This window comes from Paenibacillus spongiae, from assembly GCF_024734895.1.
GTDB lineage: Bacteria > Bacillota > Bacilli > Paenibacillales > Paenibacillaceae > Paenibacillus_Z > Paenibacillus_Z spongiae.
The window spans coordinates 1,168,064-1,182,065 of the sequence record NZ_CP091430.1 but is presented as its reverse complement, the minus strand read 5'-3'; the positions used below and the strand labels follow the sequence as shown (position 1 = coordinate 1,182,065).

Annotated in this window: 9 protein-coding genes; 1 reads left to right on the top strand and 8 read right to left on the bottom strand. The window is 50.0% G+C overall.

The features are described from left to right. Positions 1 to 4 precede the first annotated feature (4 nt). The 7 genes from L1F29_RS05300 to L1F29_RS05270 all read right to left on the bottom strand — a co-directional run bounded on the left by L1F29_RS05300 (position 5) and on the right by L1F29_RS05270 (position 12,049). Positions 5 to 1,840, bottom strand: coding sequence for a DUF2194 domain-containing protein (locus tag L1F29_RS05300; RefSeq protein WP_258387321.1), 1,836 nt, complete (start codon positions 1,838 to 1,840; stop codon positions 5 to 7). Position 1,841: 1 nt separating this feature from the next. Next, the gene (locus tag L1F29_RS05295) at positions 1,842 to 2,735 is read right to left on the bottom strand and encodes a hypothetical protein (protein WP_258387320.1); all 894 of its coding nucleotides are present in this window, start codon (positions 2,733 to 2,735) and stop codon (positions 1,842 to 1,844) included. Next, positions 2,728 to 4,908, bottom strand: coding sequence for an NAD-dependent epimerase/dehydratase family protein (locus tag L1F29_RS05290; RefSeq protein ID WP_258387319.1), 2,181 nt, complete (start codon positions 4,906 to 4,908; stop codon positions 2,728 to 2,730). Before L1F29_RS05290 ends, L1F29_RS05295 begins: the two co-directional genes overlap by 8 nt. 265 nt (positions 4,909 to 5,173) lie before the next feature. Then, positions 5,174 to 7,756, bottom strand: coding sequence for a right-handed parallel beta-helix repeat-containing protein (locus L1F29_RS05285; RefSeq protein WP_258387318.1), 2,583 nt, complete (start codon positions 7,754 to 7,756; stop codon positions 5,174 to 5,176). Positions 7,757 to 7,940: 184 nt separating this feature from the next. After that, a complete protein-coding gene (locus L1F29_RS05280) occupies positions 7,941 to 9,539 on the bottom strand; it encodes a methyl-accepting chemotaxis protein (protein WP_258387317.1) in 1,599 nt (532 codons plus the stop codon). 36 nt (positions 9,540 to 9,575) lie between these two features. Further along, entirely contained in the window at positions 9,576 to 11,606 is a 2,031-nt protein-coding gene (locus L1F29_RS05275) for a chemotaxis protein CheA (RefSeq protein WP_258387316.1), read from the bottom strand. Positions 11,607 to 11,620: 14 nt separating this feature from the next. Continuing rightward, positions 11,621 to 12,049 carry a chemotaxis protein CheW gene (locus L1F29_RS05270; protein ID WP_258387315.1) on the bottom strand — a complete coding sequence of 143 codons (429 nt, stop codon included), beginning with the start codon at positions 12,047 to 12,049 and terminating at the stop codon, positions 11,621 to 11,623. Between the two features lie 574 nt (positions 12,050 to 12,623). Between L1F29_RS05270 and L1F29_RS05265 the strand changes: the two genes are divergently transcribed. Further along, a complete protein-coding gene (locus L1F29_RS05265; RefSeq protein ID WP_258387314.1) occupies positions 12,624 to 13,181 on the top strand; it encodes an NADPH-dependent FMN reductase in 558 nt (185 codons plus the stop codon). 152 nt (positions 13,182 to 13,333) lie between these two features. Here the strand turns inward: L1F29_RS05265 and L1F29_RS05260 are convergent, their stop codons facing one another. Continuing rightward, positions 13,334 to 13,930, bottom strand: coding sequence for a phage shock protein B (locus L1F29_RS05260; RefSeq protein WP_258387313.1), 597 nt, complete (start codon positions 13,928 to 13,930; stop codon positions 13,334 to 13,336). Positions 13,931 to 14,002: the final 72 nt, after the last annotated feature.

The window sequence follows — 14,002 nt, the reverse complement described above, 5'->3', positions numbered from 1 at the left end:
GCCGCTACCCGCCTAATCCAATTGCAAATTTTGATTGATGCGCCGTGACAAGAAATGTATGGGTGTCTATTTTCTTGACCGTGCAATTCACTTGCTTCGTAATCTTGCGGTCCGTTCTTAAGATGTAATACAGATCATGACCTTGAAAATTATGAATTTCACCCGCGATGCTGTTCTTATCCTTCTTCCAGTTCACGCTTGAAATCAGCGTTCTGCCCATATCCAGCGCGCCATCCGTCGAGGTCACCGCTCTAAGCCAAGGGTACGTTCGCTGAAGGCGGTTGAGATTCTGCGTATATTGCTCATAGAGCTCTTTCCAGGTCAAGAAATTGCTGCGCTCTTTATCAAGAACGTCATCGGGATGAAAGAAATGAGAGAAAAAGCCGTGCGATGTGACGGTATTGGCTTCCGCCCAGCGATCATACGCTCTTTCGAAGTAACCCGATGTGACGCGGGGCATCTCGAGAACGCCGTCATCGGCGATTTCAAATTCCTGAACATAAGCCCGTCCTTCCGTGTCCTCGTTATATAACGACGAGATCACCGTTAGATCCGGCCAAGCCGCCTTCAATGCTTGCCGCCCTTCCGGGCCAAGCACATTCGATGGCGGGATATAGGACATCAGTTTGTAGCTCGGGAAGGAACGGCTCGTAAAATCGATGACTTCCTTGATGGACCTCTCCATGTTCGTCCGATCGCCCCAAGGATTGTACCCGTAATAATCCGCGATTTTCTTGCTCGTTTGCAAGGATTGATGATTATAACCGTGCAGGCCGATTTCCCCCCCGCTCTTGATAACTTCCCGTCCGAACGTAATCAATCCGTACCGGTCTTCGTCAATCGGATATTGAAACGGCGGCTCCACTTCGTCGTGATAGGTTTGAATAAGACCTGTCGTGTATTTGACGCCGTAATTTTTGGCGGCTTTCAGCATGTCCGGCCACCATATATCCTTGAAGAATGTCGGTATATCTCGCTGATATGCCTCATAGATAGCAGGCTCGATCCCCTTCTTGATCGGAGATGGAAAATCATCGATATAGAACAATTTAGAATTGAAGACGGGGTAGATAAAATCCGGCTCTAATAAGCTGATTGCCCCCGCTATAATGCCTCGGTTGATTTTCTCCGTCAGCATCGTCCCGTTAAACATCATGAAAGCGCCTTGTCCGTATTCATGTTTCCAAAGAAGCGGCGTGCCCTCGTTCGTTTCTGCGAGCAGCTGCGCCGAGCTGTCGAGCTCGACCGCATTGGAAGAATTGGCTATAAAATCATCCTTCATGACCAAGTTACTCTCGCCAATCAGCACATTAGAGGTCAGTTTAATGCCTGTCGTCAAAAAGGGATCCCCGAATGAAGTAACCCCCAGCTTGCGGTATAAGAGCTGATATTGATGATTGGCTTCAAGGGCGCTCATCACGAATACATATCCGCCGTTATGAACGTAATCAACAAGGCTGTCCACATCAAGGCTGTCAGGCAATGTCTCGAGTGCGATCACGACCGTTTGGCAGCCTTTCGGATCGAATGCCTCATTGTTGATGTCCACTTCATGGACGGGCTTCTGCATATACTGAAGCATCTTCTGCGCATTATTCTTCATTAACCGGCTGTACTCATACCCGGAGGAATAGAGAATACAATACGGTGCACCGGTTATGAAGCTCTTGTCTTCCTTCTTGGCAGCGGTCAGCAAGATATCCCGCTGTTCCAGCAGATCGCTGTTCTGTTTGAACTTCAGCACGTATTCGGAACGCGCGATCTGAATAATGCCGGCTAATACCAAGATGGCGATGAGAATAACGTATACATTTCTCGTAAATCGTACTTCTTTATTCATTCTAAGCTCCTTCCGACCAGAACCTGACCAATGTCAATGCATGGTTAGAAAGTTTCAGCGGCGACTTCTTGAGTTTCGAGAACGTGTGCTGCAGCTTCTCGGCGGATTTAATGGTGAAGTATACCTTCAGATAACAGAGATAAACCTCCTCGATATGCGAATATCGCTGCTCGAACACGCGGCAGGTTTCTTCCGCTTCCGCGTACCGCTTCAGTTCAAGCTCCAGATCTACCTTGTCCACGAAAGCTTCACAGGCATTCTCGGCGATCCCGGTGTACCGCTCAAGCACGCCGAGATAGATAAATTTATATTTGCGAAGGGTACGGTCATCGAGAAATCCGCTCCGCAAGTAGCCCTTCAGCACATCGGCATACGCGCTAAGCACATGCACGTCTTCTTTGTTGTTCTCATATTGAACGGAGAGCTCCTGCAGCGATAGCGTCAGCTTGCGCTTGACTTCCATAATCGCACTTACAGCATAGTGGGAGGTCTCCGTATCCTCATTGCTGACCGCTGTTTGCAGGATCTCCAAATAATTGATCGCATCCTGCTTAAGAACATCGATCATGACCTTCCGGCGCGTGCTATGCTCGCTGACGAGCAGCGCCTCCTCAATCGACAAGACGTTCAGTTCCTTCTCGGTTTCAAGCTTCGAATATATGCCTAAGTGCTGTACCGACATTTCCTTCTGTTGAGCGGCAATATAATCATCGAGCTTGCCGCCGGCATCCTTAAACAGCCTTCTTGGCCAGAACAAGGGAAACAGCCACCCGATAACGGGAAACACCGTGACGACAACCATCCGAAGGAGCCACTCTCTGGGCGATTGCCGATATAACATGCCTAATATAACAGCCGATAGCAGGATATAGATGCCGAATGCAAGGCTAATCATGTTGGAGCTCCGCTTCAACGATATGCAGAGGCAAGCCGCGGCTGGCAAACCGGTTCAAGACATGACCCGCATCCTCTTCACCCGTATTGGACAGCAGAATGACGATTTCCTCATCCTCATTCAAACCGATATAATCCGTCTCCCGCAGCATGCCGGCGATCTTCTCGGAATAATCCTCGACGCCAAGCGTGCCGTCCGCCGAAATCAGCACCAGATAAGGAGTGCTGTGGTTCATCCTCGCCAGGCGCTTGCTTTCCAGAATTGACGCGAACGCTTCCTTGCGCAAGATCGGTGTCCCCGTTACGTAACGCTGGCTCTCGGTTGCCTCGATATACGCGAATGCCCGTGTAAGCGCGGATGAAACAAGCTCTGACGTGACTTTGAACAAGTTCTGATAGTAGAGGGAGAATTTATGGAATGCCATGCCGTCAATGGTAATGACCGCTTTGATTTCACCGTTATAGAAGATTGGAGCGATCATGAGCGGAGCGCTGCTGTCCAGCTCCTTGTTGACGAATACATTCCCTTCCCGCAGCACCCACTGCATGCTGGAATGTTCATCCACTCTTAACGATTTGGCTGCTTGTCCGGCATAATCATTGGAATGCGCAATCATCCGCATGTAAGTTCCGTATGGATTAACCGAATAGATGGCTACCGATTCGACGGCCATAATCGATTTCACGACGTTCACGGTAGAATTGAACACCGTTTCCGGCTCCAGACTTTCGAGCTCCTTCGTAATGGAATAGATCTTCCCGAAGCTGTCGCCGCTGTTTAGAATACGGAGCTGCAGCTCGTCTTTGACCTCGCGGACTTCTCTGTACATGCCGTTTAGAAAATCGTAACGCTCTTCCAATTCATCCTTCGTTCGTGCCGTCGCCTGGATGATGGCATTCTTCCTCTCGATCGCATAGCCGACCACGAGCCCGATAAACAAATAGATTGCAATCTGGAAGAAAACGTCCGTATCATAGAGCAGAGATATAAACTCCCGGCCGTCCAGCAGTTTCTGATAGACAAATAAGCCGATCGACAATACAACCGCCAGGATCGATTGCCTGCTCCCGTACATAATGCCAATAATCGTAATGTAGAAGAGCTTGATGTCGATCGCGCTGTAATCATTCGTGATTTGAGTAAGAGACAGCCATGCCGTCAGAATAAAGGCCAGCAGATTTTCCCCATACGGCATATATTTTTTTAGCCACTGCTTCGCTGCAGACGGCTTGGACTCAACCATCGATGAAGCCGCACTTTCAAGCTCGCCGTGCTTCTGTTCGAACCAGCCGTATGTCCGCTGAAGCCCTTCCTCAATGCCGTACATAGGCGCCCAATCGAGTTCATGCTTTACTCTGGCGTTGTCGAGTATGGAATGGGTAATATCGCCGGGCCTCTTGTCGGTATAGGTAACCCCTTTGACGGCATGCAGGCCGCCGATCGTCTCGATGATGGCATTAACGCTGCACGCCTTATTCGTCGAGAGGTTGTAGATGCCCGACAGATTGGAATAGGACATCCTGAATATTGCGTCCGCGACATCCTCCACATATATAAAATCTCTTGTTTGATTCCCATCGCCGAACACGTACAGCTGCTGCTCCGATAGTACTCTGTTCATGAAAATGGAAATGACGCCACCCTCGCCGGAAGAGCTTTGACGCGGTCCGTATACATTCGAGAACCGGAAGCAGGCCGTATCCAGCCCATACAGCTCCTGCCACTTCAAGCAGTACGATTCGCCCACCCATTTGCTGATCCCGTACGGCGAGATCGGATCGCATTCCGCTTCTTCGGTCAGCGGCAGCTGCTCATTGGTTCCGTACACAGCGGCAGACGAAGCGAAAACAAACTTCTTCACCTTGAATTTCTGTGACAAATTCAAGATGTTCACCAGACCTAACACATTGGACTCGGAATCCAACTGGGGATTTGTATTCACGCTCGCTTGCGCCGCTAGGTGAACGACGGTGTCAAATTGATTGGCTTGAAAAATCTCCTCGCATTTCGAATCCTCAACCGCTAAATGATACCCCTTATGCTTGAATGTCACATTTTCAAGCTTCCCGGTCGTCAGGTTATCGATGATATAGACTTCATATCCCTCTTTATGAAACCGATCGGCAACATGAGAGCCTATAAAACCATACCCGCCCGTTATGAGAACCTTCATTGCTATCACCCCATCTATAGACAAAATATTGCAACTATTTACAATAAAATCTAACTATAGCATCACGTTCTGAACAATTTCTGAACAAAATTTAACAAAACTCGATACGTTTTACACTTTGGCCTGCGCAATTCGTCGAATCTTCGGGGGTTCGACGTGCACCTTGCGAATGGACAACAAAAAAATCCCGATACCTGTTGGAATCGAGCTCCGAAGAGACTCAATCCCGAGGTATCGAGATTTGGTTAGTGGTTATTTCCTGTATTTATTTCAACGTATACGATGCCATTGCCCCGCTTGCCGGCAGCTGTGTGGCTTTGGAATCATTAAGGACGATACAAACTCCAATCGTAGCCCCAGGCGAGATATTCAGAGTCTTAAGCGGGATCGATGCTTCCGCCAGCTCTTCATTCACAATGTAGCCGGCGATGGATTTCAGCGCGATCACTTTCTTCCAGGACCAATTCTTGCCGTCGCCAGAATATTGGTACAGCGTTCCGTTCTCGATCAAATAATCCGCTCCGCCTCCGCTCCAATAAGAGGCCTTATAGCCGCTCGTGCCGCTGTTGTCCGTATCCAGGTAAAATTGCGTTTTGCTGGACAGCTTGCTGCCTTCAACAAGGACATACAAGTTTTCTTTGTCGTTGGCGGCTTTTAACGTTCTTGGATTGGAGCTGCCGGTTCGGAGCGCAGCCGTTCCTTCCCAATCCGCCTTACTGCCGTCAATCGTGAATAACGGAGGCGCCGGCTGCGGCGGAAGCGGGATCTCGTACGTGATGAGCTCTCTCGTACTGGGGAGCTTATGCTCGGCCGAGTCCTTCCATACGTAGCCCATACGGAACGTCCCGCCTTGCCTGATCCCCATATCCGCCAGCGCTAGCGATGCCTCGATCACCGTATTCGTGCGAACGAAATTAGAGGTTCCTTTATACACTTTCACTTCCTGCCAGGACCAATTCGTTCCGCCGGTTCCGCTATACTTGTATAAAATCCCGTTCTCCAGCAGGTAGTCGATTCCGCTGCTGCTCCAGAAAGGCGCCTGAAAGCCCGTTTCCGCGCTGCCATCCGATTCGATATATAGTTGGCCCTTCTCTTCCAGCAGCGTTCCCGTAACCAGCACTTTCAGATTAGCGCCGGCAGCAAGTGCTTTAATACGCTGTACATTGGAACGGCCTTCACTTAACGCCGGAATATCGCTCCAATCCGATATATCGCCATCAATCTTAATGGTTCCGTTCCCAGGGGCCGGACCCGGTTCCGGTGTCGGTTCTGGCGTTGGCTCCGGTGTTGGTTCCGGCGTAGTGCCCGCCAAGAACTCGTAGGCACCGATGTCCACCGTTCCCCCTGTTATTCTTGCATTGCCGTCGAAATCATGCATGCCAAATGACAGGTCATTCGATCCTCTGTCTATCGCCGGCGATCCGCTCCGCAGATGAACATCCTGGTTCGATTTATTCACGAACATCGGATCTGCAAATAGGGAATTCGCATCGAAGCCCGTCGCTTTCTTATATTCGCTCCATGAACGGTATTTGGTTCCGCTCCAATACCATGGGCTTCCATTTTCCCCATCCGGTTTATAGTATAGGTTGTAATCGCTAATGTTGCCTGAACCGCTTTGATTTAATTTTTGCACGAAGGTTTTCCCCTCGCTGCTGTAAAAAATATTATTCGAAATGATATTGTTGTACGTATGCTGCTGTAACGCGATCTCGCCAAACCCTCGATTCCAGGTATCATTCTCGACGATCGTATTGTTAATAATCTTGTTATCTACCGCTCCGCCATTCGATAAACCCGAGCCGCCCATGACGATGCCCGCATTTTCATTATGATGGATGTAATTATTGCGGACGATAATACCGCTCGTATTCTTGCCCGTATTCTCGCTTCCGATGCTGATCCCGAAGTCGCTCGCATAGATATGGTTCAACTCGATGACGACATTGGCCGAACCATCCGCATATATGCCCGGGGCGGAATTGGACTGATTATAGGCCGGATTCACGTACGAATCGATATTATAAACGGTATTGCCCGATACCGTGCCATTGCGCGCCTGGTCTGTGCACGGGTTTGCGCATGCACCGTAGAAACCGGCAATATCGATGCCAATGTTGTTATTGTCGTGTACGATGTTATTGTCCACAGAGAAACCGTCCACATTACCGTTAACCGTAACCGACTCGCTCGAGCCTGTTATTAAATGATGAACCTCGTTTCCGCTAATGCGGATATTCGTCAACGGCTCAGTCGAGCTGCCATACACCAAGATCCCGTGAGCGTTGCCTCTGCTGGAGCTGTTCACGATATGATGGACGTCATTATTAAGAATATGGATGTCGCTGCCGCTCTTCTGCACTTTTATGGCGGCCGGATATTCCGAGCTGCTGGCAGTCGACAGATTCCGAAGCTCGAAGCCGTCCACGATGATATAGCTGACGTCCGATAGACTGATCAATGCGCTCTTGCCGCTTGAAATCGCAAGCTCCGAACCGTCGATGACCGGCTTCTCGCCCGGATAAGCCTGGAACGTAATATAGCCTTGGCTTTTGGAGCCGGATGTTCTGATCTTCACGAACTCCTTATATATGCCGCCTCTGACAATGACGGTGTCTCCGGCAACGACGGTATCGGCCGCCTTCTGAATCGTTCGCCAAGGGGAGTCTATGGAGCCTGAATGACTGTCGTTGCCGTCGATGGATACGTAATACACATGTCCGCCGGCCGCTGAAGCCATTTTTTTAGGAGGAAGAATTTGGACTGCAGCTATCATCATGATCATTAGCATCAAATAGAACCACCTTATGTATTTAAAGCCAGGAGCATGGTGATCGACCTTCATCATGATGGATATCTCCCTCCCTTCTTCCAATTTTTATTTATTATAACAGACCGACTGCCGTTGTCCATTGCGAAATACCGCAGCTATTATACGAGGCCTACAGCCCGCTCGAGAGAAAAAAGTGAAAACGACCGCTCCCTGCAGATCTCAGGGAACGGTCGCAGCATAACATTTTCGTTACAGATGCTTACCTCGCGTCGTTGATTTTGAAGATGGATACGGCGTTCTGAAGCTCCTCCGAAAGCTTCGCAAGTGACTGCGCCGTGGCGGCCGTCTCCTCGCTGCTCGCAGCATTTTCTTCCGTTGCGGCGGAAATATTCTCTACCGCCAAAATAACGGACGAAGCTTGGGCAGCTTGCTCTTCGCTGGCGGCGGCAATCTCCATCACCATATGCCCGGAATCGTTAACCATCGTTACGATTTTACGGAAGGCATCTTCCGTCTGGCGGGAGAAGCGGACGCTTTCCTGCACGGCATTGACGCTCATCCGCGTGTTGTCCTGCATGCCCTTAATAATGCCCGCAATTTGCTTCGTCGCATCGCCGCTTCGTTCCGCAAGCTTGCGGACCTCGTCGGCGACCACCGCGAAGCCGCGTCCCTGCTCGCCGGCGCGGGCCGCTTCGATCGCCGCATTCAAGGCCAGCAAATTGGTCTGATCCGCAATGTCCTCGATCACCTCGATAATTTCCCCGATGCGCTGCGAATCCTCCTCAAGTCTGGACATTTGCGTGCTCACCGCATTCATGCTTTCCGCAGAGGATTGGATGACGTCACTGCCTTCTCGCGCTACCGTCACCGTAGTATTGGACAACTCGGAAGCCGCCTCCGTATTCTGCGCTACCGAATGGATCGCGGAGGACAAGTCGCTGAACAGCTCGTTGATTGCTTGCGCAGCATCCGCCTGGCTCGCGTTTCCGCTGGCAATCTCCTCGGTGCTGGCATAAATCTGCTGAGAAGCAGCCGATACGTTCTCGGAAGAATGGAGGATGCTGCCGACGATCCGGCGCAGATTATCGACCATCCCGTCGACCGATCTGGCCAAGTGCCCAATCTCATCCTTGGTGCGGATATTGAGCCGTTCATTGAGATCGCCTTCGGCTACTTTGCCGACTACGTTCATAACCTTGTTCAACGGTCTTGATATAATCCTTGCGATCATAGTGCCGAACACGATGCATAGGATCGTAGCCGCTATAACAATGGAAATCGTAATGATGTTCGATGACTTGTACAAGGCTTTTCCATCTCTATTGAATTGGTTGGCTTCATCGATATTATATTGGACAAGCTTCTCGATTAGCGCCCGTATCTCGCCACCCGCTTTAGGCAAATCTTCCGTCATAAGCTGGAGCATCTCGGCCTCCTGTCCGACAAAACTAAGATCGACCGCTTTCTCATAGATGTCGTTATAATTTTTCCATAGGCCGTCATAGGCTTGCATTGCCTGCTTGGAATTGTCGCTAAGGACGGTATTGTTGAATTTATCCATTTGCTGCTCGATCTTGTTCTTCACGTTTTTATAGCTCTCGACGTTCGCTGCTCTCTTCTCCGGATTCTTATGGATATACAAGTCTCTGATGATCACGCGCATCTCATTTAAATCCGCATTCGTCTGTATCAGATAGGAAACCGGCAGAAGATTATTGTCGTACATATCCGTCAGATTATTGTTTAAATTCTTGAGATTGCTCATACCGTATAGACCGACAAATATCATGACCATGGATAAGATCAAGAACGAAGCGACGAGCTTTACGCTCGTTTTCAAATTATAAAACCAGGACATGTCCTTCACCTCTTGTTGGTTATAATAAGGATTTCTTCAATAGCTGTTTATGTTCATCTTGATAATGCTTCCGGCTTCCAGAATCAGCGCCAGCTTACCATTGCCGAGAATCGTCGCTCCCGAAATGCCTTCTACCTTCCCGATAAATGAGCCTAACGATTTAATGACGACCTCCTGATTGCCCAGCAGCTCATCGACGGCCAGAGCGATCCGCTTCTCGGCGCGTCCAATGATGACAATTGGAATATGCTTTTTGGTATGGTCTGACCGCTCGTAACCGAAATGATCATGCAGCCATACGATCGGTATGACCTGATTGCGGATGAAGAGGACGGGTACTCCCTTCACTTTCTTGATCATGGCCGGATCGATGCGGACAATTTCGGTCACATTGGTCATCGGAAGGACGAAGGTTCTGCCGCTAAGCTGGACCAATAGACCCGTAATGATGGCAAGTGTCAGCGGGAGCCGGATCTTGAATATCGTCCCTTTGCCTTTCTCCGTGACAATCTCGATCAAGCCGTTCATCCGTTCGATATCAGTACGAACGATATCCATGCCTACTCCTCTGCCGGATATGTCGCTAACCTTGGAAGCCATCGAGAACCCCGGGTGAAAAATAAGGTTGACCGCTTCTCGTTCGGTCATCGATTCCGCTTCCGTCTGACTGATCATCCCCTTGGCCGCCGCCGACCGTAGAATCTTATCGGCATGAATGCCTGCACCGTCATCTTCAATCGTAATCATCACCTGGTTGTCCTCATGGGCGGCGTTGATGCGAAGCGTACCCTTGGCGGGCTTGCCCGCTTCTCGTCTAACCTCGGGTGACTCGATCCCATGATCGACCGCATTGCGGATAATATGGATGAGCGGATCGCCCAGATCCTCGATCAGCGTGCGGTCCAGCTCCGTATCGCCGCCTTCGAGGATCAGCTCCACCTCTTTGCCGAGCGTGCGGCATAGATCGCGGATCATCCGGGGAAAGCGGACGAACAGCTGCTCGATCGGCAACATGCGTACCTTCATCACACTTTCCTGCAGATTGCCGATCGTCCGCTGCAGATGATCCGACAGCTGCTCCAGCTCCTGCGTGGCTTCATTCGAGCCGAATTGCTGCCGAAAATCTTTGTCCAGCTGCTGCATCCGCGTCTGATCAATGAGCAGCTCCCCCACCAGGTTCATCAGATGCTCCAGCCGGTCCACATTGACCCGGATCGTCTGCGCCTTCGTCTTGTCCCCGATTACAGGTTCTGCGGGTTCCTGCAAGACGGCTTCCTTTTTCGGGGACAGTTCACTTTGAAGCTGCTCCATTCCGCATTCCTGAATTTCGATACCTTCAACCTCCGACAGTCCTTCCAGCCGGGCCGCAAGCTCTTCGGTCGTGAGCGGGCACCCAATCAAGCAATCAAGCTGCCTATGATTATCCGGTTCATCCCACTCGGCGGACAGATCCGGAATCGTACAGAATAAATCAGCCGTTTCACACACGCTCATCTCAATCAGCTTCATTCTCGCCTGCTTCATCCCGCAGTCCGCAGCAAGCGTGAATTTGACCCATTTGAACTGCACTCCTGAGCTGGAAGCCGCTTCTAGACGGGAGAGCAGTTCGTTTGCTTTCGCTGCGGAACGGGGGACTAGCTTAGATGAATGAGGAGCCTCTTGAACTTGCAATTGCTCATGTTCATGTTCATGCATATAGTTGGCAAGCAGCAGTGTCATCGCATGAATATCCGACATTTCCTGATTATGCTGAACAATTTCCTGCTGGAGAATCTTCATCAGATCAACGCTTTGAAAGAATAAGACCGTCAGCCTGTCCGTCATTTGGAGCTCGTTATTTCGGACTTTGTCGAGCAGATGCTCCATCTCATGCGTTAAGGATTTCATCTTGAAAAATCCCATCGCTGCCGAGGAGCCCTTCAACGTATGGGCCGCCCGAAACAAACGTTGAATCCCGTTTTCCGCAGAGCCGGCTTTCTCAACGCGAAGCAGCTCTTCTTCCATAATCTGAATCTGTTCATCGAGTTCTTCTAAATAGACGGATCGAAATTCCGATAAATCGAGCAATGAACCTCCCCCCCTTATTCTCTGATCAGCACTTCATCCAGCTTTAATATCCCTACCAGTCCTGCTGCAGCGATGCCGATTCCGACAAAATAAGTCTCGCTTATGCCGCCTACGCGTTCTGGAGGCGTTTGAATATCCGCATAGACCGCGACTTGATTCACGCGGTCGACAATGATGCCGACCGAATCGTCCTTATGGTGGACGACCACGATCCGCGTCGTCTTGGTGAAAGGCTCTTCCCCGATCGCGAATAAGCTGCGCAAGCTGATAATCGGAACGATCCGCCCCCGAAGATTGATCACACCCTCCACATAATAGGGACAGTTGGGAATATCTGTTATATCCTGCATTTTAATAATTTCGTGCACATCCGATATTTGGATTGCATAGTTTTCTTCTCCGACGCCAAACTCGACATACTGCTCATGTGCCGAATGATTCATGCCATCCACCTCTCTTGATGAAACTCGTGCTCGCGCACCTTTAACAAAAGAATAATAATAGCCGCTTTACTTTCCGTTTTTTTCTGACGATAAAGAATAGTAGATTATTGTATACCGATTCCTATTTGTTCTGCTGTAAATAACATAAGAGGTGGTTTATTCGACATATTATTACATATTTCGACATCTCATTTTGTAGTATATGCTAGTATAGGTTAATTTTGCAATAGATTTTATTGCTTATATGAATGTCTGATAAAAATTCTAAACATCATAGTGTCGAATTTATCTTCATCATGGTACACTTTAAATATAAATTGAACTAACTTATTGTTAGCTGCTTGACAAAATGTATCCAACTCGCTTATTATTATCTCGTGTTCAATATGCTTAATTTTAAGACAGTTGTGCTGTGATGACTCAAACTTTGGTTTGAGAATAAACGATGCCGACTGGGAACAAGATAAGGCGATATCGTAAATTCATCGTTGTTCATTACTATTAAGCAGAAGAGCTTATAATTGCAGAATCACTTTGTTTGTTAGTGGAAACAATAACAGAGGAGGAAATCATAATGTCGAAATTAAATATCGGAATTATTCTTGGAAGCACGCGTCAAGGCCGTCTGAGCCCGCAAGTAGGGGAATGGGTAAAGAAAATCGCCGATCAGCGCGGTGACGCAAATTATGAAATCGTCGATATTGCGGACTACAAGCTTCCGCTGTTGGGCGAGGCCGATGCTTCCGAGCAAGCGGCAGCGTGGAATGCCAAGCTGGCCAGCTTGGACGGCTTCGTATTCATCGTTCAGGAATACAACCACAGCATTACGGGAGCATTGAAGAACGCGCTTGATTATGCTCGTGATGCTTGGAACAATAAAGCGGCAGGTATCGTGAGCTACGGTTCCGTAGGCGGCGCCCGCGCAGCCGAGCATCTGCGCGGAATCTTGGGCGAGCTGTCCGTAGCGGACGTTCGCATACATCCGGCATTGTCCCTGTTCACCGATTTCGAGAATCTCATGGATCAAGAGAAAGAAACGGTATTCAAACCAGCCGATCTGCATCTCGTCAACTTGAACGGCATGCTTGACCAAGTTCTTGCATGGAGCGGCGCATTGAAAACATTGCGCTAATACAAAGATCCCCAGCCTCTCACTTCATAGAGGCTGGGGATTTTACTATTTGCAGCCCCGTATCCGGGTAAGGCTTAGCGCATAACAATGAGACTTCTCGGCGAGTCCGATGACGGACTCAAGAGAAGCCTCTTATAGAGAATGATCCTGCATTATTGCACGACATACCAATTTGCGCCGCTCTTGCGTACCGTTACGCGTGCTGCCTCAATGTCGGACCAATCGATCTTCTTGCCCATCGTATCCGAGGTCCGGTAATCGAATCGCACCTCGAACAGATACGATCCGTCTTTCTGTTTGACGCCCTTGCCGATTTTGTAGCGCTCCAGCCAAGGGCTGGACACGCCCGTCATCCAATCGCCGGCCTCGAACATTTTCAGCTGGCCGGCGCGGTTGTCAGGATGGAGCATCGCGTATTCCCAGGCGCCATTGCGGGCGTCGATCGCGGCTGCCCACATCTCGACTGCTTTCTCCGGTGTATCCGCCGCCAAAGCTTTCTCCAGCATGCGGATCCGCTCCTCCAGTCTGTGCACGCGCTGATCCAGCCGCTTCAATCTGTCCGCATCGTCCTTCGTCAGGCTCGGCGGCTGTTCCGCGGGTTTCGTTCCGGCCGCCGCGATTTCCGGCTGCACGATCGCGCCATTCTCCAACGGCGACGCTTCGTCCTGTCCGGAGGACGGCACCGCCCCGCAAGCCGTCAGTCCGATTGCGCAAGCGAGCAATACGACGGCCTTCGATATTTGCTTCACATCTATCTCCCCCTTCTTCTTCCACTACTGGAAACTGACGACATGACGCCCCGAATGGTTGCACCTCGGCCT

Excerpts from the sequence above, each read along its gene's own strand:
- L1F29_RS05300 (WP_258387321.1), bottom strand. The coding sequence starts at position 1,840 with ATGAATAAAGAAGTACGATTTACGAGAAATGTATACGTTATTCTCATC.
- L1F29_RS05295 (WP_258387320.1), bottom strand. The coding sequence starts at position 2,735 with ATGATTAGCCTTGCATTCGGCATCTATATCCTGCTATCGGCTGTTATA.
- L1F29_RS05290 (WP_258387319.1), bottom strand. The coding sequence starts at position 4,908 with ATGAAGGTTCTCATAACGGGCGGGTATGGTTTTATAGGCTCTCATGTT.
- L1F29_RS05285 (WP_258387318.1), bottom strand. The coding sequence starts at position 7,756 with ATGATGAAGGTCGATCACCATGCTCCTGGCTTTAAATACATAAGGTGG.
- L1F29_RS05280 (WP_258387317.1), bottom strand. The coding sequence starts at position 9,539 with ATGTCCTGGTTTTATAATTTGAAAACGAGCGTAAAGCTCGTCGCTTCG.
- L1F29_RS05270 (WP_258387315.1), bottom strand. The coding sequence starts at position 12,049 with ATGAATCATTCGGCACATGAGCAGTATGTCGAGTTTGGCGTCGGAGAA.
- L1F29_RS05265 (WP_258387314.1), top strand. The coding sequence starts at position 12,624 with ATGTCGAAATTAAATATCGGAATTATTCTTGGAAGCACGCGTCAAGGC.